Source organism: Mycoplasmopsis gallinacea (assembly GCF_900660495.1).
GTDB classification, from domain to species: Bacteria; Bacillota_I; Bacilli_A; order Mycoplasmatales; family Metamycoplasmataceae; genus Mycoplasmopsis; species Mycoplasmopsis gallinacea.
On the sequence record NZ_LR214950.1, the window covers coordinates 49215 to 74995 of the forward strand.

Consider the following 25781-nt stretch of genomic DNA (forward strand, 5'->3'; position numbering starts at 1 on the left):
CTAAAAAATAGGCTCAACTTGGAAACTCAGGATGTAATTACTCATAATTAAATTATATCATATAGTTTGAGTAGTTTTAGTAAAAAAGATATTTTTTATTAAAAAATACTCATATACTTTAGTATATGAGTATAAATTTTTCCTGATTGCAAAGTTGCTCTTAACTTGGAAACTCAGGAATTATTATTTTTGACTTGAACATGAACAAGTTGCGCAGTTACATGTTTGGCATGAGCAAGTTGCACATATGCAAACTAATTTATCTTTATTTGACATAAATATTGCCTCCTTATTGTTTCATTCGTAATTATTATAACAAAAAGTGGATTTTTCAGTTAAAAAACAGACAAAAATGCACTTTTTGTTTTTTTTGAAAGTTTTTTAGAGCATCCTTAAATGGAATTTTTGCAAGAAAAACCCTGCCTAGTGGCAGGATTTAATTATTTAAGAGCACCAAGGTATCCTTTTTCAAGAGAATCTATAATTACATCGGTTTTTGATTTAGAACGGTTGTGTCTATCTATAGGGTTTTTGATTCTATAGTAAACATATGCAAGAAGTTGATCGGCTCAGTAGTTTGAATTATTTGTTCCATTTGATCTATTTCCTACAACAAATTCTGAATCATAACCACCTCTAGAAGCGCTTTTAGCTCCCATAATTTGCATTTTTCTTTTGTTTGAATTAAGATATCTTACATATTGATTCATTTTCATGCTATCTCACGCTCTTTCGTAAGCATTATAAAGCCCGAAGTTAAATGTTCCTTCAGCAGTTGAGTTGGTAGCATTTCAGAATAAGAAATCGCTAATACCAGCTTTTTCTTTTAAGAATCAAAGTGCTACAGCTGAAAGACGATACATTGCCTTATAACCTGGAAGTGTTTTGAAATATTGTGGGTTAGCATTTCGATCAATTGCTACGCTCATAAGTTGTTTGTACATTGGTTCAAATAAAATACCAAGGAAGTTTTTAACTTCATCTACAAGGTTGAAAATACTAAGTCCTAATTCGAAACCATAATTTGGCTCTTTAGGATCTTTAGGTTGCGCATTTGATCCACCTGAAGATGAACCTGTATTTGAAGATTCAATTGTTTTAAATTGGAATACACCATTAAGAATTGAGTACATTCCAGTTGTTTTACTTTTGTTGCTTCTTTCAAAAAGAAGGTTGATAAATTTAACGTAATCGTTATATCCAATAGCTTCAATAATTCCGGAAATAAGTTTTTTACGCTCCATAATTTTCTTAAGCGATATGTTTGTTTTAGCATCATTTAAGAAAATAGACATAATTCCTTTTTTCACTTCTCTAATTAAAGCATTGAAAATATTAACTTCATTTTCAAAGTTATTAGTTTTAATGTTGTTGAAGATATTATCGAAAATAATGTTAAATTCACTATATTTATCACTAACAATTTCTTTTAAGGTTGATTTAAGCACTCTTCTTAATACATCAGAATCGTCTCCATTATTAAATTCAATTCCGTTTTCACGAAGCATTTTCACAACAATTGCGACAATTCCATTGATAAAGCGATTATCTTCACGTTTAAATACTTCTTTAATTCAGTTTTTAACTTTACCTTTAACTTCATCGCTTCTTGAGCTATTTAAGAATGCTGAAAAGGCACTAATTCAGTTAGTTTTCTTATTATAAACAGTATTTGCATTATCAACTATATCTTCAACTAAAATAACAAGCACTTCTCTAATATTTCTATTTTGAAGTGCAATTGTAAGCATATCATTAACTGATTCAGTATCGCTTGCTCCAAGGAGAGCACCAATATTTAAGTCTCTAAGAACTTGACCAATTTTTTCTTCAGTGCTTAAAAGAGCGTTTATTATATCACCAGCAAGAGCTTTAATGTTTGTTTTATTGTTTTGAATTAATGGGTCAGTAATAATTTGTTTGAAGAAACTATAATTAGTAATATCCATTCCTTCAAAAATATCACGCTTAATATTTTCTACAAGCTCATCAAGGCTTTGATTATTTTTAAGTGTCATTGCTACTGAATTTGCAAATCGATCTAACACACCAATTCTTTCGGCAAAATTACCAAAATCTTCAACAATGCTATTAATCATTGCGTTTGCATTAGCATTATTATTAATTTCTAAGAAGGCAAAGAACTTATTAACCATTTTCTTAACAACTTCTTTAGTTGTAGCATTTGTTAAAGCATCTTTAACAAATGCTTTTAAGTTCACTTTAAATGTTGCTTCATTATTTGAAACTTTAAGGTAGTTTTGAAGCATTTCCATAATTGAACTTGATTGGTTAATTACTTCAGGGTTATTGATAATAAATTTAACTACATTTGAAATGATTTCTTTTAAGTTGTTGTTTCGAATTGTTGCATTTACAACTGAAATAAAGTCACTACTTGGCAAAATTTTACTACTTAAAAACTCTCTAGTTTCATTTCCTAAGACATCTCAAAGAATTTGACCAAAGTTAAGCTCTTCAAATCCATAGTCAATTAAGTTTTTAATGAAAGTAATTAAATCATTTTTATTTGAGCTATATAAATTAGTTCTTGTTAAATCTTTAAGCAGATCAATAGCTCTTGCTTCTCATTTTTCACCACTTGCAAAGGCTTTAAATTTCTCAATTAATGGAGTTAATAAATCATTTATGTTAAGGTTTGTTCCATTTTGACCTAATTTATCAAAAAGATTTTTCATTAAATCTTGAGTAAATTGAACTTTATTTTCAGTTGAAGTGTAAATTTCAAATAAGTTTTTAATTAAACTTTCTTTGTCAGTTACGTTATTTAAAATTCTTGAATATGGAGTTTTGATAATTTCAGTAGTTGCTATTTTAGCTACTACATTTTTAAATGTTTCATTATTTGCAATATCTAAAATAACTTTTTTAGTTGCTAAAGCTAAGTTATTGTTTTGGTTTGTATTTGCAAAAAGAGCTTTAAGAAGTTCTTCATAACTATTTGCATTTTTAATAGTTTCAAAATTAAGGTGCACTGATTTAAATAATTCATTTAAAAGACCTCTAGCATTTTCGCTACCTAAAATTGTGGTAATTAGGTTTTTAATTTGGTCATTTGTAATTGAATATTTATCTAAAAGAGTTTTTAAGATTGGGAAATTGTTAATTAAATTGAAAGTAAATTCAGCATCATTTCCAAGTTTTGCAAAAAGTGCCTTAATTGCTTCAAAGAACACTTCGCGATGTTCAGTTCCAAGTTTTGAATTAACAATTGATTTAACGATTTGGTAGTTGTTAAAGTCAAATAAACCAAGAATTGCAGGAGCTAAGCCACCAGTAAATTCACTAAGGTTATTTGAAGCTAAAATCTTATCGTAAATTGTATTGAATAAACTATCTCAAAGATTAGCTTGTTTAAGAATTGGAATAATTTCACTTACAATTGCTTTACCAAGACGTGGAACATCAACATTTTCAAGCTCAATTCCATAATCAGTTGCAAATTTAGTAAGAATATCGCTTCCAATAATACCTACTTGTTCATTTTGAACAAAGCTTTCAAGAAGGTTTTTAACGTCAGCTTTAAGTGATCTTAAAACATCTTTTTTACTTAAAATTCAGTTAATTAAATCATTTGGACTTTTAATGTAATCAATTCATCTTGTATCATCAATAATTAAAGCAATTGCTTTTTTAACAATGTTATTAAGTGAATCTTGAACTAATAATTCTCTTGCTGCATTAGCAAGGTTAACTCTATTTGTGTAAGCTAAAATTGGTGATGAAGAATCGATTCTTTGGATTGCTCCAGTAACAAGATTTGCGATGACCCCTTCTTTATTTAGACCTACAAATAAGTCTTGAAGGATTTTGATAAAGGCAGCTTTATTATTTTTAATAAAACTAAGTTCAAGTAGTTTATCAACTAAAGCTCTTGGATTTTTGGTTACTTTATCTACAAAAATATCTTTAATTGCACTTGGAATTTGAGTAATGATTGAAAAGGCATTTGTTTTATTAGCTTTTGCCTCATTAGTGATTTGCACAATTTTATCTAAAATTGGGTTAATTAAGTCGATTTGATTTAAAACAGTATGCAAGTTATTTGAAATATCTCTAAGCAAGCGATCAACATTAGCATTAGTTACATCAACGTGATATGTAGTAAGTGTGGTTTTTAAGAAACTGTAAATTTTTGAAGTAACTTGAGTTTGTGTAGTTAAGTCATTGATTAATTTCTTTAAATCTTCTGCTATTGAATTAATATTAATAATTTCAAATAATTTATTTGAAATGTCATTATATGAAGTTACATTGGCAAATTGATCAGCTTTTAAAAGCACTGATTTAATAGTTTTATTAATGATATTTTTAACATTAGCGTTATTTAAAATGTAAACAAGTAATTCTTTTGTTTCATTTTCAGGAAGATATTTAGCGATTGTATCTTTAGTATCTTGCCCAAGTGAGTTAAAGATTTTTTCAACAAGTTCTTCTTTATTGCTGTTATTAATGAAGATATTTTCAACAATTTTAACTAAATCATTTTTATTTTCACTAATTAATCTACTTGTAGCTAAATCTTTTACAAGAGCAACTACTTTAGATTCAGTTTGTCCAGCTTGCACAAAGATGTTTTGAAGTCCATTTAATAAACCAGATACTAATGAAGAAGCATTAAAGCTAAGTCCATTTGAACGAATTGAAGCAACAATTGTTTCAAAAGCAAGATCTGAAATACCAATGTGTTTATCTAAAATGTCATATAAACCAATTAAGTTAGTAATTAGACCATCAATATTCGATACTCCAGCAAGGTATGGACGCACGTTTGAATTATTAAGGAAGTTTTTGATAATGTTCTTAATAATTTCTTTTACATCTGATTTTTGGAGAAGTAAGTTGAAAATTTGCTTAATATCAGTTTTAATTAAAGCTATAAAATCATTATCAGAAACAATTGCTTTAGCTAATTCACCGTATGAATAAGTGTTTTTGTAATTATCAACATTGTTAATGATTCTAGTAGCAGCTTTTTTAAGAAGCAATTTAACTTGAGAGCTTTGAAGAAGTTCTCTAACTACATTTTTAAGCTTGTTTCCATCAGTTGAAAGTTGCTCAGCTATTGAAGCAAAATTAATTGCTTCAAGAATTTTCTCAATATTTTCGTTAATGTAGTATTTATCAATTAACTTATTTGCAATATTGCTAAGTTCAGTTTTGTTAATTTCGCTTCAGATATTTGAATTTAAAATAGCACGCACAATTGAGTAATCTTTAAAGTCGATAATTTGACCAAAGATTTCTTTTGATAAGTGAATTAAGGCACCAAAGTTTCGAATCTCACTCTTTCTAGCATTTAAAGCAGCCATGAATTTTTTAATAAGTGAGTTAGATTTATCTACATAAATAATGTTTTTAACAACATCCACAAGGCCATTACCTAAAGAAGATGAAATTGTGAAGTTAAATCCATTGTCACTAAGAAGTTTATTGGCTGTTTTAAGAATTGTTGCACTTAGGTTATCGCTTGTTAAGATTGCTTTAACTAATTTATCAACTTCACTTGATAAATTAAGTAAATCACTATCACGTAAAATGGTTGCAATTAATTCTTTTGGCTCATTAATTAACGGAATTCATGAATTATTTCTAAATCCAAAGTTAATAATTGATTCAATAATTACATTTGTATTTTCATTTGAAAGAGCTTGATTCACTAATGATTTAGCATTAGTTTTATCAAGGTAGCTTCAAATTTGAGAATTATCACTAACAATTGCATCATTTAAAATTTGAGCTAAGCTTCCGTTTTTAATTGCTTTATTTAAGTAGAATTTAAGAATTTTCTTAAGGTATTCGCGGTTTGAAGTAACAATTTGTGAATTGAAGATTTTTTCAATAAAACTTGCAGGGTTTGCATTGAATTTTTCAAGAAGCTTTTCTTTAATTACACCAGGAAGTTTTTTGAATTCTTCTGAAGGGGTGCTGCTTGCTTTTGCTTTTTCAAGGACGTTAAAGAGAGTGTCAAATAAAGCATCATAAATTCCTAACTGCTTAGCAAGTGGAATGATGTTATCAACTACTGAAGAAACTAAGTTATATGAACTTCCATTTTCATAAACTTCAAATAATTGTGATTGGAAGACCTTATTAGCAACATTTTTGATAATGTTTTTAATTTTGCTATCCCCAAAAACACTTTCAACAATAGCTTTGGCTTTTTGTTTGTATTCTAAAGGGGCGGCATTATTAACTAATGCTTTAATAATTTCTTCAAAACTTGTAGCATTTGCTATTGAGTCAAAGTTATTGATAGTTTTAGTAACTACATCAAAAACAATATCTTTAAATGAAGCATTATTAAGCACAAATTGACTTAAAATTACAGCTTCTTCTTTAGTTGCATACTTGCTAATTTCTTCTTTAAGAGAAACTGGGAGAAGATCATAAATTTTCTCAACTTCTTCAGTTGTATCTAAAAAGTGGTTGTAAATATTTTTAACAATTTGAATTAAATCATTTTTGTTTCTTGAAACAAAGCTATTGTTAAGCAATTTAAACATTTTAAGCATTGTAGCTTCGGTTTGGTTATTGTCAAATAAATCATTAAAGGCAAGTTTAATTTTGGCAACTAAATCATCTAAAGTATTTGCTCTACTATCATTTGCAAATGTAACAAGGGAGCTAAAAACACGGTTAACAATGTCAAATTCTTCTTCAGATTGAATAATTAAGCTAATTAAATCTGAAATAACTTGCTCTTTGTTAGTTGTATTTTCAAATACTCATGAGTAGCCATTATTTAAGGTATTTATAGCGATTCCTTTAATTAATTTTGTTGTAAATGGATCTTTTAATTTTTCCTTAATTAATGGTTTTAAGTTAGCTTTAAGTAAGTTAATTAAGTCTGCATTTTTAACAACTTTTAAAAGAAGTTCCTGGTAGCTATTTGCGCTTGCAAGATCAGCGGCATTATCAGTTGCAAATTCAACTACTTTTAAAAGAACTGTTTTAGTTTTAGGATCCTTAATTAAATTAAGTACAAATTGATTAAGTTCAGAAACATCTACATTTAAGCTGCTTGCAGTGCCATTTAAAAGACCGTTATTAATTCAGGATTCAAGTTTTGGATGAGCAATAGTTTGATTTACTAAAGCACTTAAAAGTAACTTAGCATCTTCTTTATTTGCGCTGAAAAATTCTGAACTTAAAATGCTTTTCATTAGTGAATAATCACCAAAATTAATAATTGTTCCAAGTTGATTTTTAACTTCATTTAATGAAGCAGTTAAATCACTACTTTCTTGTAATTTGTTAAAGAAAATATCAATAGCTGAATTAATAATTCCTTTTTCATTAGCAATTCTAATTAATGAAGCAGAAAGTTTTAATAAACCATCATCATATTTTTGATCTTCAAAGTTGTATCCATAATCGCTTGCAATTGTTTTAAGTAATTTAACAAAGCTACGGTTAAAGGTTCCGTTATTTAAAATCTTAGCTACAAGTGGTTGTCCATGTGCAACAACAGCATCTAAAACACCTTCGGTTCTTAATATTGCAACAATTAATTCGTTTGTGTTATTAATTGAGCTAGCTCAATTAGTATTTAAAATAAGTGGACGGATGATATCTTTAATTAAAGCGTGGAAATCTGGGTCAAAAACAGCATCACCAACTAAAAGAAGTAATTCGTATCTATCAACATATTTGTTTATTGATGGGGTATCAATAAGGCTTGGAAGTTTATCTCTTAAGAAATTAGAAATAGTTCCTGTATCGATTAAACGTTCATAAACTGAAATTGCAATGTTAGCAAATGCTTCTTTATTATTAGCAAACACTGGACGCTTAATGAATTTAACAAAAAGATCAATTGGATTATTTGAAAGTTTACTTTGCACAATCTCAGCAATTCCGTTTGTTAATTCACTAAGATGATCAACTGGACTATTTTGTGCATGCACTTGTTTAAGGTTTTGTACTAATTTGTCAATTACTGGATCAAGAATGCCTATTTCCTTAACAATTGGGTTAATTTGACTGCTAAGCTCAAATGCAAGCTTTTGATAAATTGGAAGTTCTGCATCAAGTCCAATCGAAGTTATTGATGAAAGAATGATTTGGCGGTAAATTTCATTAGCATTATTATCGTTTAAAATTGAATGAATTAATGGTTTTAATTTACTTGTAACAAAGTTAATATCTACTGCCTTAATTAATTTGTTAGCTAAATCTTTGGTGTCTGTGAAGTTTTTAAATACGTCAAAATTATCAATTAAAGTGTGAGCTAAGTTTTTAACAATATCACGAGCTTCATTTTTAGTAAAGATAAAATCTACAAAACTAGCAAGTGATTCAGGAGATACAAAACGCCCAATAACTGATTTAATGTTTTCAGGCAGAATTGATAAAGCTAAATTACCAATTGGAAGAGCATCAGTTTTGTTCATTAAGTTAGTTACAAGTTGTTTTAGTGTAGTTTTATTATTTTGAATAATATTACTTGCAGCAAATCTACGAAGCATATCTCAAAGTTTTTCTTGATCAATTTCACCTTTGAGACCAAATGATTTCATAAGCCCTTCAATGGCTGAATCGCTAAAAAGTTGATTTACCCTTTCAATACCATAGTATTGAACATTATTAAGAAGGCTTTCAAGGATATTTGGAATTACATTTAAGTTTTTAATATCTTGAAGAACAAAATCTTTTAGTGGGTTATATAAATTTGTAATTTGCGCTTTACTAATATTTGTATGTAACTGATTTGTGACTAATCATTCATAAATAAAATCAATTAATAATGAATTAATTTTTGGATTTGAAAGAACAGTGATAGCAAAAGAAGAAATTAAACTTGATAATTCTTTATTAGCTTCAGGATCTTGAGTAAAGGCAGTTAAAAGTTCGTTATATGTTCTTGCTTGAGCAAATCTTTCGTTGTTATTAACAAAGTTAGAAATTAAATTATTAACAATTTTTGGAAGATTTTCATTACTTAATACTTCAGTAATGAATTTTGTAATAAATTCACGCTCAATTCCATATTTTGAAACAATTGGTTCAAGTTTATCACTAATGTAACTGGTAAGTTGGTTTTTATAAATTCTTAATCCATTTTGGAAAATTTCATTAATTGCTTGAATTACATCAGTTTTATTTTCAGATACAAGTGGACTACCTGCAATTGCAGCTACAAGTCCAATAATATTTTCCTCATTAATTGCAGAGCTTATAAGAAGTCCAGGGAGCTTAGAAACTTGAATTTTCCCATCTTCTCTGATGAATTTTTCAAGTCCACTTTGGAAGTTAAATAAAGTATTTTTTAAAAACCCGCTTTCTTTAATAGCTTGGACAAAGTGCTCTACTCCGCTAATTCCGTTTGGATATTGCTTTTTAAGAATGTTTTTAAATAATCCATTTGGATCAAGTTGACGGTAGTAATCTGAACTTGTAATAAATTCAATAACTTCTTGAGATAATTGTCTAAAAAGATTTGAAAGACGAGCAATTCTATCACCATAGTTGTGATTATCTCTAAATGAATCGACGTATCTTTCGTATTTACTTTCATTATCTAAGTATGCTTGGGAGCTTGCTCCGATAATATTAGTTGGAGTATCGCTAGGTTCAATTTGATAACGAGCATATTGAGCATCATCACTTAAAAAAGCTTGAGTAAATCCAAAGCCTCCACTTTCATAATCTGCTATTTTAAAACTTGGGTTAGTAATTTTTAAATAAATATCCATTGCCATTTTTTTGTACCCACGTGTGTTGGTGTGGATATCAAAATAAATGTTTGAAAAATCAAGTGATCTTGGGTTTCAATATTCTTGGTTGTATGAATCAATGTAATTTACACCTGCATTCCGCGCAATGTTTTTAAGTCCGCTATTTAAAAATTCTAAAAAGAAATCTAAAGGACTAAATTCAATCATTCCACCAAGAAGATCAGCAACAAGGTCATCAATCATTTGTTTTAAACCAAGGAATGGCATTGGATAACCAATGATGTTGATATTTGCTTTAGGAGCAAGTGCTTTAAGGTTTGCAATAAGTGTTGAAAGACGCTTTTTAGCTTCAGGTAAGCTTGTTTTAAAGATAGAGTTAACAAACTCTAAAACACTTCCATAAGAAGGGTTTTTTGATGTTAAATTTGCAAACACTTCTTTAAGGTTGCTTTTTGATGCAGCCTTAAAAATTAAATAGAATAAATCGTTAGCACCAATTGAAAGAGTAACTAAGTTTGCATTTTTTAGTTGCTTTTTCATTTCATTAACTTTTTCTAATCCATTTTCTCCAAATTTTCCAATCACTCTTGAATTATTTGCTAAATGATCTTCATAATCCATTCCAAGAATATTGATTCAATCTATTGCAGTAGCTCCAGAAAAAGAATAGTTTTTATAAAATTCCACTCTTGAATTTTGGTTAAGTAAACGAGCTAAAAAAGATGAATAAGATACACCTGTAATTTCGCCATTAACAAGTTCTCCTTGGTAATCTTTTGGTAATGAACCATCAAATCCTGCAGCAATTGAATCACCAAGAGCCACATATCTAATTTTTTGATTCTTTGAAATAAATAAATTAGACTTTTCTTTTTCAATGTTTTCATTTTCAAAAGAAATTACTGGATCTGGTACAGAATTTGCGTTATTTTCTTTTTTGAAAACTGGTTCATCACTAGGAGCATCATATGCTTTGTGTGTTTCTCCTCAAGTAATTCCAGGAATCTTTGTATCTTCACCACCTTTTGGAATTGGTTTAGAAGAACCTGGAGCATTACATGAAACTAAAAACGAAGTAGTCCCTAGTAAAGCTATAAGTGTCGAAAAGATGTACTTTCTTTTTGCTTTTTTTGCCATAATTTCCTCCTCTATATATTTTTATAAAAATATATAGGACTTAAAAATAATATTACTATTATATAGTAATATTGAGCAAAAGAAACTTTGCAACCCTTTTTGAAAATTATTTAAAAAAATACTTTTATACCTATAAGCAACGCATAAAAGTATAAAAAGCACACCACTAAGGTGTGCAGGTAAGTAAAAAGTTAAAGGTTTTTATATGGTACTTTTATCTTTTTGAGTAAAAATTTAAACTCTGGTAATTTAGCTTGAAGAAGCTCTAAAAGGTGATAAGCAAACACTTCCTCATCAAGATGAGGAATTTCTAAAATAGGAATTTTGTTTTGATTGAAGACAATTCAATCGCTTCATTTAAAATCGCTACTAACAATTAAATCAATCCCTTTTTTAGCTATTTGAGTAATTTCTCCAATGTATCCACTTCCACTTAAAAAAGCAATTTTTTCAATTGGTTTATCAAAGTTTTGGGCTTCAACATTGGTTCCAAACTCGCTTAAATTAAGGTTGTTTTGAAGCCTAGCAACCACATCATTGAAGCTTGTTTTAACAGTTGCTAAAGCGCTATATGATGGTGATCCATAGTTATAAAAATGCTCTCAACCAAGATATCTTAATATTTGATACGAAGTTCCATAAATGTCAATATCGTAATTAGTATGCATTGCAAATCCACTAATTCAATTTTGCAGCATTTTGCTTGCTAGTTCTTTTTTATATGGCGCTTTAATTCATTCTAATTCCCTTGTTTTTTCAAAGAAAAAAGGATGGTGAGTTAAAATTACATTGCACTTATTTTCAATAGCAAAATCCACCACTTCATTAGTGATGTCAATTGCAAGAACAGCTCCAGTAAATTTTTTGTTTTGGTTGGCTTTAACACTAAGGCCAGAGGGGTCTCAAACCTCTTTTCTTTCAAGTGGATAAAGCTTATTTAAGAAAGCTAAAAATTCTCTAACACGCATAATTATGGACGGTAAAGATCTTTAAGTTCTTTACTGTGTTTTCCATTTTTAAGCTTTCTTAAAATTTTGTTTTCGATTTGACGAATACGTTCTTTTGAAACACCATTTCTTTCTTTAGCAAGTTCTTCAAGTGAATGCACACGGTATTTTTCACCATTTTCATCAAATCCAACCCCATAACGCTTACAAATAAGCTCACGTTCATCTTTTTCTAAATCAGCTTCTAAAATACGTTCTAAAGCGCTTTGAAGCTCTTCTTGAGCAGCGTGATCGGTTGGAGAAATTACGTTATCATCTTTAACAAAATCGCTAAATGATGAATCGTTTTCTTTACCTACTTGTTTATCAAGAGAAATTGGGTCAATGTTGATTTTTCTAATGTAACGAACTTTTTCAGCAGTAAAGTTTTTGTCGTATCTTTCTGCAATTTGCTCATCAGTTGGTTCATGTCCAAGCTCTTGTTGAAGCTCACGTTCAATTTTAGAAATTTTGTTAATTGTTTCTACCATATGTACTGGCACACGAATTGTTCTAGCTTGGTCAGCCACAGCTCTAGTAATTGCTTGACGAATTCATCAAGTAGCATATGTTGAAAATTTAAACCCTTTTTGAACATTATATTTAGAAACAGCTTTCATAATTCCGGCGTTTCCTTCTGAAATAAGGTCGATAAAACTAAGTCCACGGTTTTTGTACTTTTTAGCATTATTAATAACTAAACGTAAGTTTCTTTGGATAAGCTTATCTCTAGCTCTTTTACCTCTAAATCCACCTTTTTCCATTTGTTCGGCTAATTGACGCTCTTCATCAATTGTTAAAAGTTCCCCATATTTACCAATTAAACGCATGTATCATTTAACAATGTCATTTGTTTCGGTAAGTTTATTTGAAAGGTTTTTCTTTTGTTGAGTTTCTTCTTCAAGATGCACCCCACCTTCGTGAGTATCAAAAGTAAGCGAACTAAGATCTAAGTCTAAATCTGAATCATCACCGTGAAAATCTAAAATGTCTTCCTCATCTTCTTCTTTTTCTTCCTCATCTTCATCTTCAGAAGATTCTTCTTCATTGTAATCTTCAGGAGAATAATCTATGTTGTCATCTTCATCACTAAAATCGTCTTCAAAATCTTCATCATCAAAATCTTCGCTAAAATCTTTATCATCTAATTCGTCTAACTTGTCTTTATCATCTGAATCACTAAAAATTCCAGCATTTTTCTTAAAATCATCAAGATCTGTATCATCGAAATCACCTTCATCAAATTCGTTTTTAACAATGTCTTCAGAAATTAATCTTTCTAAAAAATCATCATTATCTTCAGTAATTTCCATTTGGTTTTTTAAAAGAAAATCAAACACTTCTTCTTGCGAAAGGTGTTTCTTCTTCTTTTTCTTAAGTTGATCTTTTAATAAATCAACAACTAAATCATAATTTTTATCCATTTTATTCTCCTTTTTTCTCATCGCTTTTCATTACGGAAATTGCTTGGTACAATCTTTTACCTATGAATTTAGTGTTCATATTAATTTGAGTCAATTTCTCATTTTTGATTTCAAAAGCTTTAATGCTATCTTTTAAAATTAAGTTTAATTTATTTTTGATGTGATTTCTAAGCACATTTAAATCAGTAACGGTTTTAACTTCTTCACTAAGTGAGTTCTTGATTTTGATTTTTAAATTAGAAGTTTGCTCAAAGAAATCAATGTTTTCATAAATTCTTTCAAAGTTAGGATTATTAAGCTTAAATTCACTAATTTTTCTTTCTAAAAGTTGCTCCACGCTTTGAAAAAGTTGATGAATTATATTTTCATATTCAGGTGAAAAATTAGCATCTAATTTGAACTTACAAAACATTAATAAGTTTTTATATGTTTGCTTAAGCAGTTCATCAGTTGCAAGTTGATCATCTCACATAAAAGCTTCCTCATAAATTTCTTTAGATTGAAGCTCATTTATAAAAAGTTGCAAGTATGCATCATTACTTAAACATCTAATTAATAAAGTAAGGCGATTGTCCATAACGATAAAATCTTCAAGCTCATTAATGACTTTTTCAGTATCTCAATTATCATTTATTCTTCCATGAAATTGGGGCTCAAATTCACCAGGGACATATTCAGGAATATACCCAAGATGTTGATCTTGATCATAACTAATTGGATCATCAATGTAAAGATCTTTTTCTTTATAATCTGAAAAGTTATTTGAAGCTTGGATTTGATTTTTCTTTTCAAAGTCAAATTCAATATCATAATTAAAATCTTTTTTAACTAAGTTAATTAAGTATTTAATTTGATCGCTTTGAGCATTAGCAAAAATTCGCATAAGCCCGCTGGCAAATAATTTAATGTTTGAATATTCGGGTGAAACATCTAAATTGTGCAAGATTTGCAACTTACGATACACAAAATCAATTGCAGAGCAGCGGTTATTGAAAATTAAGTTAATCAAATCATCTCTTCCATTTTGATGATGATGAAGAATTTCATCTGCATCTTTTTCAAAGTTGTTTTCAATAACAAAAACTTCCATTCCTTCTTGAAGAATTAATTCAACTGAGCGAATGGTAGCTTTTAAACCAGCTGTGTCATTATCAAAGAAAAGAACAATTTTGTTATTTTTAAGCACGTTAAGATGTTGCTTAGTTAAAGCAGTTCCCATAACAGCTACAACATTTTCAATTCCGGATTTATAACAAGCAATAGCATCCATAAATCCTTCAACAATAATTACTTCTTTAAGTTGCTGGATTTTGTTTTTAGCATTATGGTAGTTATAAAGAATTTGTGATTTGTTAAATAATCTAGTCTCAGGTGAATTAATGTATTTGGCATTTTCGCTTTTAGCAAGCGCACGAGCGCTAAAACCAACTAAATCACCATTATTATTTCTAATTCCAAAGGTAATCCGGTTTTTGAAAATTTCATATAACTGTGGGTTAATAAGCCCAGCTTTAACAAGATCTTCTTCAGAGTAGTTAAATTCTTTAGCTTTATTGATAAGCTGATTTTCTGGTGCATATCCAATGTCAAATTTATTTAAAATAATTTGATTATCTAAATGTCTATTTTTTAAAAAGTTTTTAATGTTTGGATCGACGCTTTTAATAAGCTCAAATTTATAAAAAGTATTAATTGAATTTAAAAGTTCAATAATTTCGGCATCTCCAGGATTGTATGAATAACCTTGTTTGTTAAATTGTTTTAAATTAAGCTCAATTCCTTGCATATTTGCAAGTTTTTCTAATGCTTCATAAAAAGTTATTCCTAACTTTTTCATCAAGAAGGTGGCGCTATTTCCACCTTCATTGCAGGCAAAACATTTGTAAATTCCTTTTTGTTCATTGACGGTAAAACTTGGACTTGAATCGCTGTGGAATGGACAAAGTCCAAGGTAGTTATTTCCTTTTTTGGTTAAACTAAGAAATTCGCCGACTACGTCGACGATTCTTGCATTTTTAATAACAGAATCAATGATTTCTTTATTTACGTTTTGCACTATATTTTCCTTTTAAAAATTAAAAATAGTTTTTTAAATCACTAATGTTGATTCTAATTTGTTCCATTGAATCACGATCACGAATTGTGATTTGGTTATCTTCTAAAGTATCATAATCAATTGTTAGACAGTAAAATGTACCAATAGCATCTTGACGACGGTATCTTTTACCAATTGAACCAGCTTCATCATAAGTTACTGAAATTCCTGCTTCAACTAATTGATTAAAAATTTCTTTAGCTTTTTCATTTAATTTTTTAACAAGTGGTAAAACTGCAAATTTATATGGAGCAATTTGTTTTGGGAATTTCATTACAACACGAGTATCATTTTCTGAAAGAGTTTCGATATATGTTACATCACAAATAACTGCAAGCATTAAACGATCAAGTCCAATACTTGGTTCAATAACGTATGGAATGATTTTTTCATTACTTTGAGGATCTAAATAATCAAGTGATTCTCCAGTTGCTTCCATATGTGATTTTAAATCGTAATTAGTACGGTTAGCAACTCCTAAAAGTTCTCCTTGACCAAATGGGAACTTAAATTCGATATCAGTAGTTCCTGCTGAATAGTGAGAAAGTTCTTCAGCTTCGTGTGGTCTAATTGCAATGTTTTCTTTTGAAATCCCTAATTTTTGCACAAAGTTGTAAGCTTTTTGAACATAATAATCAAATCAGTAAGATGCTTCTTCGGGTTTAGTGAAAAATTCTAATTCCATTTGCTCAAATTCTCTAGTTCTAAAAATAAAGTTTCCTGGAGTTACTTCATTTCTAAAACTTTTTCCGACTTGACCAACTCCAAATGGTAATTTAGCACGCATTGTTCTTTGTACATTTTTAAAATTAACAAAGATTCCTTGTGCAGTTTCAGGACGAAGAAAAATTCTAGATTTACTATCTTCAGTTACTCCTTGGAAAGTTTCAAACATTAAATTAAATTTCTTAATATCTGTTCAATTAGTTTTAGCACCTTCGTATTCATGCACATTTGTAACTAAAAAATCTCTCATTTGCTCAAAAGTCATTTTTTCAGGAATTAAACTTGGATCAACTTCTTGAATTAATTTATCTGCTCTATAACGTTTTCCATTAACTTTGTTTTCAATAAGCGGATCACTAAAATTTGAAACGTGTCCACTAGTTACTCAAACATTTGGATTCATTAAGATTTTTGAATCAATTAAATAATTAGCAGCTTCTTTTGTTATAAATTCACTTTTTCATTGAGCTAAGATGTTGTCTTTAAGTAAAGTTCCAACAGGCCCATAATCTCATGTATTAGAAAGACCACCATAAATTTCGCTTCCTTGGAAGACAAATCCAGTAGTTTTTAGGTGGTTAACAAGGTCTTGCATATTAAATTTATTCATAGTTATCTAATTTTACCACTTTTAATAAAATTTATTTTATTAAATAAAAAGCAAAATAACCAGCTTTTTGCGAGTTATTAAATGAATTTGCTTATTAAATTGTGTTTCCTGTGAAAAGTAAGATTAAGATAACAACTATTAAAATTAAGTAACCAATACCTAAAAGCATAAATGCGAATCAATCTCAAATTCATGATCCTGATTTTACAACTACTTTTTCACCTTCTTTTTCCACAACTTTCTCTACAACAACTGGTTTTTCTACTTCTACAACTTTTTCAACTTCAACGATTTTTTCTACAACTTTTGCAGGTGCATTATTTTCAAAAATTACTAAGTTTGTTGAGTATTTAGGTGCTTCTTTAACAAACACTGCGTATGGATAATCTTTTTCTTCAACAAATCCAACATGGTGTTTTCCGTAAAGAACGTATGATGTTGATTGTGAAAGTTTTAAATTTGTTTTTGAGCAACATTTTTCTTCAAAGTAAAGTGATGTAGCAGGTGAATAAGTAATAGAATCATCTTCTTGAACATTGCTTAAAATTGTTTGCATTGATTTTTTAAGTGATTTTTGAACAAGTTCATAAACGTGTTTGTGTTCTGTGTTTTCAAATTCACTTTCAAGTTTGTCAAATTCTTTTGCAGCAGCTTCTAAGTTAGCTTCAATGTCTTTAAAATCTTCTGATGAAGTTTTAACTGGTGATGAGTATTTTTGAGCTACTGATTCTAATTTTTTAGAGTATAAAGCAAAAGCTTTTAATTGTCCCACTTTACATAATTCAGCTGAATATGTATATTTAACTTCTTCAACAGTTGGTTCTTTAGCTTCGACAACTTTAACAACTGGAACTTCAACTCTTTCAACAACAACTTCTTTTTCTACCTTAACGATTGTTTCAGGTTCAACTTTTTTAGTTCTTCTTACTTTAACAACATCATCTTTTGGGAAGTATGTTTCGTGATTTTTAATGATTTTAAAATCATTTAAAGTTGATAAGTATTTTTCAGCTTCATTTTGATTTCTTTTTTCTGTTTCAAGGTTTACAAATAATTCTTGAGCAGCATCATTTAATTTAACACCACCATCGTATTTGTCAACGTTAATTTCAAAAACTTGCTCTTGTTGATTTTCTAATTTTTCAGCAAGAACGCTTCCACCTCAAATCCCTTCTTCTGTATGGAATCATGTAACACAATCATATCCAAGTGCTAAAAATCAGTTCATTGCATCTTGACGAGTTTTAAAAAGTGCAAGTGGTGAATCAACTTTTGGATGTTTCAATGCTCAAGGATAATTTTTATCCTTGGTTGGTTTGTATAAACATTGTAAACGTTTCATTTTGGCTCCTTTGAAATTTACAATTAAAATAAAGATTTAAATCATAAAATTTTATATATTTTTTATTCTTGTTCTATATAAAAAGAATTATAGATTATTTTTACTAAAATTCCCATAATACAAGCAAAAAAGTTATTTTTTTACATTTTTAGAGTGTTTTTTTGAAACAAAAACAAATAGTTCTATTTTCAAGGCTTAAAAGTTTTGAAAATGAAGCGAAGCATAGCTTCTGCATTTGAATTCTTTTTTAAAAAAATGTAAAAACATTATAATTAAAATTATGAAATATAGTAAAAATGAAATAATTACAGGCAAAGTGAAAAAAGTTTTTCCTAACAATATAATTGTGGTGGATAAAAATGAATTAGAATACAACATCGTTAAAAAAGAAATTTCTGATAAAAAGCAAATTAATGTCAAAAGCACTTTTAAAGTGGGTGAAGTTATCAATTTCGTGTTTCTTTTTTACAATAAAGAAAAAAATATGAGATATGGTAGCTTTAAGAAAAATCATCCTAATTTTGGAAAAAATAATAATAACTTTATGTTAAAAGCCACAAAAAATGGGTTTAAAAATTTAGAAGCTTTCAATAAAGCTACATTTAAAAAGGTAAAAAATGATAAAAATTAAATCGAAAAATCTTTCTTTTGAAAATGAATTTTTCAAAGAAGATAAATTCAAGCAATCTAATTCTTTAATTGAAAAATTGCAATCGCTTGATTTTAAAGGGTCTGAATATTTAGCTTTCAACGACATTGCTTTAAATTTCGCAGTTACTGGAATTGATAAAATTATTAATTTCTGTAATTACTTATATGACCAAAAAATAGAACAATTAATCATTTTAACCACTTACGAAATTCGTCTTTCAGTGGAAGCTGCTTTAGAATTTCTTTATTCTAAAAATGATATTAATAAAGAACATAAAATCAAGTTAATTTTTATTAATGAATTTGAATCTTATGAATCAGTTAATGAAAAAATTAACCATTTCTTTAATAATATTTCAAAAAGAAAAATTCGGCTTTTATTCATTGATAATTTCAATAAAAACCAAAAACTTAGACAAATTAGTTCCTTTATTTTGAATCGTTTAGCTACTATTGCTAGTGATTTCCTTGTTAAAAAGTATATTTACTATATTGGTAAAAAAAGTTCTTATAAGATTTTTGAAAACTACAACCTTCCGATTCAGAATGTATTAATTGCTTCTGAAGATACAAATAATAATTATCCGCTTTTTTCTGAAGTTTCATTAGTACTACTAGCCACTCAAGGAGTTAATGTAGCTAAACTAATTCAAGGTTATAAAAACATTACTGATAATTTATTTAAAGATCAAATTTATGACAAAATAGCTATTGATATGTCAATTTACTATAGCGTTATTACCGATTTAAGTTCCAAGTCATATTGCCCGGATTTAAACTTGTTTATCGGTTATGATTCAAATCTAACCAAAAGCGTTAAATTAGCAGCTCATTTATTTAATAAAAGCACTCTTTCTAAAAACTTATATAATGATGCAGTTACTCTTTCAGAGCAACTTCCGATTTTAGGACAAAGTATCATCGCTGGTGAAAATAACAAAAGCATTATTTATTTTAGGTTTAAAGAGAAAAAATACAACTATCAGCTCTCTTCAATTGTTAATGATTTTGAATTCCCAATTAAATACGAAAGATTCACAATTGAAGAAATTAATGAACAATCTTTCAATGTTTTTAACAATTACCTAACTTCTTTTAATGATTTAGTCCAAACAATTGAACTTGAAATTGATATTAATGATGAAGTTAATTTAGGTGAGTTTTTTGGTCTGCTTTACTGATGCAAAATCTTATATTGCATTCAGCAAGACATTGATCCATTTAAATAAAAATCCTCTTGGTATTAAGAGGATTTTTATTTAAACATAAGTATCAAGAAGTTCATTGACCAAAGTTTCATTAACTTCTTTACTTTCTTCAATTTTGTTTTTAAGTTCAGTTGTTTTTTCAACAATTTGCTCAATTTTATTTTTACTTTCAGTGATGTTAAAGAATGATTGGATGGTTACTAAAAAAGTGATAACTGAAGAAATAACTGCAATAGCCACAAATAAACTCATTGTTTGAGCAGGTAAAACGTTGTATCTAATTGCATAAAGGTTTAAGATAATTGATGAAGCCGAAATGATTATTGAAAAGAGACTCATGCTTATAAATAAAAAACGGCTTCGGTTTCTTTTGCGCTTAATTTTCTTAAGTATTGTGAAAATTCTATCCTTGTTTTGTTGTGTCATATTCTACCCTTAATTCATTTAAATAATCGGTGCTAAAGCGGTCATAAGAAACTATATTTGTGACTCTTTTGTATAAAATGTAATCACGAGTTTTTTTATCAACGTCAGAATAATAAATTTCTTTACCTTTATATAAGGTATATTCAATGTGAATTTTTTGAATTCTATTTTTAGCATCATTAAATCTTTTGTTAATTAAGAAAAATGAAAGCATCCCTGAAATTAAAGCTACAACTGAGTTGATAATGGTTGTGGAAATTACATAGTTAGTTCCATCATTAAATCAACTTCTGTATGGATTTACCATATTATTAGGATACTTTACAGTTCCGGCAATAAAAACAGTAGCAATAATTGCGATTGCAAGTGCTGAAACAATTGTTATTAAGTTTAATAAATAATAAAAAAATCCATAAATGTAAACCCTGCGTCAAACTTTTAAATAAAGTTTTTTATATTGGCGAAAAGCATTAAATTCTTTCATTATTTAATTGGTCCTTTTTCAAGTTGATTTTGCACAATTTGCTTAATAATAATTTTTCTTTTGGTGCTTGCTTTTTCTCAAAGAGCATCAATAGTTATGATCAGTTCTTCTTCGCTAATAAGCCCTTGAGCTTCTTTAACAAGTAAATGTTCCATTGTGTTATAGATTTTTTTGTATTCTTGATAACGTGAATTATTTTTATAAACTTCAAGGGCAATAGTTAAAATAAAAGAACAAATGATGAAAATTACAAAAACTAAAATTAAATAAAATGAAAACTTAATATCTTTCATATTATCAGCTTCAGTTGTATTAATTCTCACAAGTTTGATTAAAGCATAAATAGCTATGAAAAGTACTGAGAGATTTAAAATCGTGATAATAAGTGAAATTAAGCGATCAAGAAGCTTGTAAATTCGTAATTTGGTTTGGTCTTTTTTAAGCTTTTTATTAATCATTTTTAATATTGTATTCATAGCTAATAAATTATAATAATAATTATGAATAACAAAAATATTAAAATCAATTTTAAGACTTTTTTTAGGGTTTTTACAGATAACCCTGCTTTAATTTGAATTAAAGGAAACTTTGCAGAGCGCCTTGAAAATGGCGAATATTCAAAAAAATGACCACTTGATAAAAGTGGTGTTAAATACTTTGCAAATTATAAAGAGCATCTTGAGGAAGAAGGGGAAGATGAAGATGATGAAGATATTTTCCTTGGTGACTTTATGGATAATGATGAAGGTGAAAACCTTTCAATAGTCAACAAAGTTGAAAGCGATTCGTTCCAAAAATATGTTGCTTTAGCTAGAGAATTCTACATTAAAAAATACGGATATAAAATAAATGAAATTACTGATATTTCATCTAAAAATAATGCTGAAGCTAAATGAGCTCAAACTAAAGCTGCTATGGAAAATGATGCAATTAAGTTAATTTCTAACCCACTTTTTACTTATCAAAAAGCAGTTAATGGAGAGATTTTCGACACTAATGCAGATGCATTTTTTTATGATAAACAGGAGCAAAAAATTGTCTTTTTAAACTACACTTCTTTTGCTAAACCTAAATTCTTTTACAAAGGATTTTTTACCTATAATGTACTTAGAAAATTAAATTACAATGTAAAACAAATTAGTGTAATTAACATCAATTTCTTTGATAACAATATCACTAAAAATACTACTAAAGATACATGTACTTTTTATGAATCATTTTCAACTTGAAATTCAGCTGCTAAAGTAGCTAAGGCTAAACCAAGAAAAAAAGCCACCGCTGCTACTACTTTAGAAGATGAAGAACTTTTTTATGCACTTAAAAACACTGGTGAATTAAGACTTTTTACTGAAACTGGATCATATTATGAAGGTAATAAAGCTCAAGGTTCATTTTTCCAAAGTGCACGCTTTGGAAAAATTTCTCCAAACCCTAAAGAACCAACCGTTATTAAGACAGATTATAATAAAATTGATTACACTAATTATCAAGAAACAATTATTAATCAGCTTGGTGAAGAAGTTAAAATTAAATTTAAGGATCCAAATTCTACAAATATAGATAAAGATGAAAATATATATTTAGATACTTTTGATAAATATTTAGATTGCATTATTAATTCATATTTTGAATTTGGTGATAATTTTAATTATGATGCTATTGCTTACTTTTTCTCAGTAAAAGAAAGTGTTGAACATCTTCCTTATGCAATTGCAGATTTAAGCTATCAAAAGCAAATTAGTGCCCCAAATAACATTGTGCTTCCTAAAAAACTTTTCCTTGATAATCAACTTGAAGTTAACGCAATTAGAAAATACATTTGAGGACCTGATTTTGAGCAAATAAGCTCTAAATTCTTCAAAGCTAAATCTTTACAAAACCTTGAATTGTATAAAAACAATAAAGAGTTTTTTGAAAGTGTTCCTAATTACTTTAATATCCACTTTTTAAATTACATCCGTAATTTACACATTAAAGATAAAAGAGTGATTTGATACGATTATGAAGGGTTTTCAAATGTTTTTCCAATTTTAGACCAAAGTGCTTCATATGGTCAAATTGTTAACCAAGTATCAGTTATTGAAACCGTTAACGGAATAGAGAAAAAAATTGAAAATGTGGTAGTTGATACCAAAAACATTACATTAAAAGATTTAGTAATGCTTATTCAAACTATTTACAGTAATAAAGCTGATTATTATGTAGTATTTAACAAAACATACGAAAATACGCGGAATAAAGAAATTAAAGAGCTTGTAAGGCGTGCCTTTAAAGATAATAAAGACCTTGAGTTTATTAATTGATTTAACTCACAATATATAGATGTTAGTGAATTTGCTTCTCACGTGGATTACATTAACAATAACACAATTGACTTAGCTGATTGCTTTAGCCATAATAAACTTGAAAAAAAAGCAATCTTCCACGAATTTCATATTGGAAATGAAGAGGGGTACTTTTTCTTTAAAACCAACGAAAATCATCAAATTGAATTACTTTCAGAATCATACTATGCAATGATCGAAAAAACTGATTTTTTAAAGACAACTTTAATTCATATAAACTTTTTAAAGCACTTTTTCTCAATTAAAAAGATTGAAAAATATATTACTAAAAATCAGTTTCCTTTAAAAACATTAATTACTCCTTATTCGGAACTTGTTATTCAAAAAGGTACTATGGCAATGGAAGAAGCTATTTTAAGACATGCTCAAATCACTGGTGATAATGTTTGAAAAATGGAAAAAGAACCTGAGCTTAAAAGATACTGTGAAAATGACGTTAGAGCTATGATTATGGTATATGAATTTTTAATGATGCTAATTCGCAGCGCGGCTCCTGAAATTGATAAATTCGAATATCAAATTGAAAGTGAAAATTTCGAATACATCTACCAAGACGGTAAATTAGATATCATATCTAAATAAAGATAAGAAAAAAACCACCTTTAAAGGTGGTTTTTTTGCAAAGCAAAGAAAGGTAAATAAAATAATAAATATTTTATAAAAACAAAAAGGAGTAAATACATCTAGAAGAAGATCATAATAGATCACAAAGTAAATAAGCATTGGACTTTTTGTAAAAATTATGTCATTGATAAATTATAGAAACTGCTTTGCATGAGTGTAAAAATGTAAATAAATAAAAGGATAAAAGTAACAATGACTATAATATTTGATTTGTAGATAACTAAGAGATTATTATTTGATAAAACAAATCAAGGAGTATGATTACATAGATGTACAAATTAAAAGTTTATATGATATTAATATATAAAATAAAAATAATAAGAGAAATTAAATAAAGTGATTTTATCAATATTTAATGAATGTTTGAGAACATAAATAGATTTTAAATTTTGTAAATGTAAATGAAAATAAGTTATAAATATAAATATTATATAAATAGATTGAAAAATTTTTTTGAAAAGAAAAGATTAAGAATAGTTTTGAATTTATTTGAAATCTGGAGGTTTTTACCTCCAATTTAATTTTAATACTTTTTGCGTTTAATTTTTCAATTTTTTCAAAATTTAAGCACTTTTTGCCAAAAATAGAGATTATTCGAAAAATATTATTTTTTGGTTTAATTATTTGCTTTAGCTAAAATTTCTTTCTTATTTCTTTGCTTTTTAAGATAAATCAAAGTGAAAATAATAATGTGAATAATTACAAAGGTAAAAAGCGAAATTCAGTTAGATACTTTTCAAGGTCCATCTGCTAAAAATGGGAATAGACGGACTAAAATCATTGATACAAGGACAAAAATTGCTACAAAATAAAACATTTTTTCAATTAAAGCAATTTTGCGCACTTTCTTTTGCTGTTCTAAAATTAAAAGGGTTATAAAAGCTCCAATGTACTGGGTTAAATAAGTCATTGTTCCTAAATCAAGGAAGCTATTGAAATAATCTTTTTCAATTTTAACTCCGAGTGCTTTTAAAATTTCAGGAAGCAGCACAAAGAAAGTCATAAAAGTCAAGATAATAACGGTATTAAGTCAAATAGCATTTTTATGCTCGCCATTTTCGTTTTCTAAAGCTATTTTCTTTGGAAGATATCCTTGCTTGGCAAAGTAAGATAAAGTTCTTGAGTAAGCAAGTTGGCTAGTTAATGTGTCTGAAACATTGTAAAAAACTAAGAAGATGATAAATAAAATTGAACCATAGTGATGAACTTGAGTGTAAATATTGACAAACTTACCATCAAAAATTGAAATTTTTGTACCTAAAAAGAGCACATATCCGATAAAGTAGATAAATAGAACTGTACCAAATAAGATGATAAATACTTTCTTGTAGTTTCTAACTTTAGATTCTTTAGCAAAGCTTGGCATAATTTCAATTCCAGAAAAAGCAAACATAAAGCTAAGTGAATTAGAAAGAATTAAGTAGGTATTTACATCTTGATAATGAGTAAAGTTATAGCTGTAATAATTAAATTTAGTTGCTAAATAAAGCAGAATTGCAAAACCGATAAAAAGAATAATTCATTTAACAATTGCTGCTCCAAAAATTATGAATTTACTTGTTTAAGTTTCGATGTAGAAACAAAAGCAAGGAAAATGAAAAACATAATTGAAAAAATCCGAACGATTCATAAAACAATATTATTAGATGTTAATGTTTCAGCAGCGGTCACTAAAAAAAGTGGTCCTGATGCTGAAAAAAGGGGATATTGCGCATATTGGTTAAATCCAATGTAAAAAGCGAAGCTTTCCTTGCCAGTCTGCTTGGCAAAATACATTGAACCACCATCTTCTTCGTGGAAATTATTAGATAACCTAGTAAAAACTAAAGCTGTAGCTATAGCTACAAATAATGTTAATGAAATAACTAAAATTCCTCATGGTCCTAAATTAACAATTTTCATAATTGTGGCTATAAAACCAAAACCGACCATGTAGTTAACTAATAACGCCGCAAGAGATATGGAGTTAAATTTCTTCTTCATAGATCCTTTCTGGGCTTAGCAATAAAAAAGCGAGCATTT

Annotated in this window: 14 protein-coding genes; 3 read left to right on the forward strand and 11 right to left on the reverse strand. The window is 28.1% G+C overall.

Annotated features, from left to right (window positions below):
• Nucleotides 1-440 precede the first annotated feature (440 nt).
• From EXC51_RS00190 to EXC51_RS04180, 6 genes are all read right to left on the reverse strand, one after another.
• Nucleotides 441-10838, reverse strand: coding sequence for an SGNH/GDSL hydrolase family protein (locus tag EXC51_RS00190; protein WP_129619976.1), 10398 nt, complete (start codon nucleotides 10836-10838; stop codon nucleotides 441-443).
• Nucleotides 10839-11029: 191 nt separating this feature from the next.
• A complete protein-coding gene (locus EXC51_RS00195) occupies nucleotides 11030-11806 on the reverse strand; it encodes a Nif3-like dinuclear metal center hexameric protein (RefSeq protein ID WP_129619977.1) in 777 nt (258 codons plus the stop codon).
• A gap of 2 nt (nucleotides 11807-11808) precedes the next feature.
• Nucleotides 11809-13248: an RNA polymerase sigma factor gene (locus tag EXC51_RS00200; RefSeq protein WP_129619978.1), complete on the reverse strand. Its 1440-nt coding sequence runs from the start codon at nucleotides 13246-13248 to the stop codon at nucleotides 11809-11811.
• 1 nt (nucleotide 13249) lies between these two features.
• A complete protein-coding gene (gene dnaG, locus EXC51_RS00205; protein WP_165001801.1) occupies nucleotides 13250-15304 on the reverse strand; it encodes a DNA primase in 2055 nt (684 codons plus the stop codon).
• A gap of 19 nt (nucleotides 15305-15323) precedes the next feature.
• The gene (locus tag EXC51_RS00210) at nucleotides 15324-16664 is read right to left on the reverse strand and encodes a glycine--tRNA ligase (protein WP_129620649.1); all 1341 of its coding nucleotides are present in this window, start codon (nucleotides 16662-16664) and stop codon (nucleotides 15324-15326) included.
• A 109-nt stretch (nucleotides 16665-16773) separates the two neighbouring features.
• Nucleotides 16774-18021 carry an MAG3090 family protein gene (locus EXC51_RS04180; RefSeq protein WP_187468993.1) on the reverse strand — a complete coding sequence of 416 codons (1248 nt, stop codon included), beginning with the start codon at nucleotides 18019-18021 and terminating at the stop codon, nucleotides 16774-16776.
• A 280-nt stretch (nucleotides 18022-18301) separates the two neighbouring features.
• Here EXC51_RS04180 and EXC51_RS00220 point away from each other — a divergent pair, with 280 nt between their 5' ends.
• Together EXC51_RS00220 and EXC51_RS00225 are read left to right on the forward strand one after the other, a co-directional pair.
• Nucleotides 18302-18652 carry a S1 domain-containing protein gene (locus EXC51_RS00220; RefSeq protein WP_129619980.1) on the forward strand — a complete coding sequence of 117 codons (351 nt, stop codon included), beginning with the start codon at nucleotides 18302-18304 and terminating at the stop codon, nucleotides 18650-18652.
• Nucleotides 18639-19901 carry a hypothetical protein gene (locus EXC51_RS00225; RefSeq protein WP_129619981.1) on the forward strand — a complete coding sequence of 421 codons (1263 nt, stop codon included), beginning with the start codon at nucleotides 18639-18641 and terminating at the stop codon, nucleotides 19899-19901. The genes EXC51_RS00220 and EXC51_RS00225 overlap by 14 nt, the downstream gene beginning before the upstream one ends.
• Nucleotides 19902-19931: 30 nt before the next feature.
• Here the strand turns inward: EXC51_RS00225 and EXC51_RS00230 are convergent, their stop codons facing one another.
• The 3 genes from EXC51_RS00230 to EXC51_RS00240 form a co-directional block, all read right to left on the reverse strand.
• Nucleotides 19932-20219 (reverse strand): hypothetical protein, encoded by a 288-nt coding sequence (locus EXC51_RS00230; protein ID WP_129619982.1) that lies wholly within the window; start codon nucleotides 20217-20219, stop codon nucleotides 19932-19934.
• Between the two features lie 64 nt (nucleotides 20220-20283).
• On the reverse strand, nucleotides 20284-20790 hold the full coding sequence (locus EXC51_RS00235) for a DUF4231 domain-containing protein (RefSeq protein WP_129619983.1): 507 nt from the start codon (nucleotides 20788-20790) through the stop codon (nucleotides 20284-20286).
• The gene (locus tag EXC51_RS00240; RefSeq protein WP_129619984.1) at nucleotides 20790-21266 is read right to left on the reverse strand and encodes a hypothetical protein; all 477 of its coding nucleotides are present in this window, start codon (nucleotides 21264-21266) and stop codon (nucleotides 20790-20792) included. Before EXC51_RS00240 ends, EXC51_RS00235 begins: the two co-directional genes overlap by 1 nt.
• Nucleotides 21267-21290: 24 nt before the next feature.
• Between EXC51_RS00240 and EXC51_RS00245 the strand changes: the two genes are divergently transcribed.
• Nucleotides 21291-23717, forward strand: coding sequence for a UU173 family protein (locus EXC51_RS00245; RefSeq protein ID WP_129619985.1), 2427 nt, complete (start codon nucleotides 21291-21293; stop codon nucleotides 23715-23717).
• A 658-nt stretch (nucleotides 23718-24375) separates the two neighbouring features.
• On the opposite strand, the gene EXC51_RS00250 is transcribed toward EXC51_RS00245, so the two are convergent.
• Together EXC51_RS00250 and EXC51_RS00255 are read right to left on the reverse strand one after the other, a co-directional pair.
• Nucleotides 24376-25308, reverse strand: coding sequence for an amino acid permease (locus EXC51_RS00250; RefSeq protein WP_129619986.1), 933 nt, complete (start codon nucleotides 25306-25308; stop codon nucleotides 24376-24378).
• On the reverse strand, nucleotides 25305-25742 hold the full coding sequence (locus EXC51_RS00255; RefSeq protein WP_129619987.1) for an APC family permease: 438 nt from the start codon (nucleotides 25740-25742) through the stop codon (nucleotides 25305-25307). Before EXC51_RS00255 ends, EXC51_RS00250 begins: the two co-directional genes overlap by 4 nt.
• Between the last annotated feature and the right edge of the window lie 39 nt (nucleotides 25743-25781).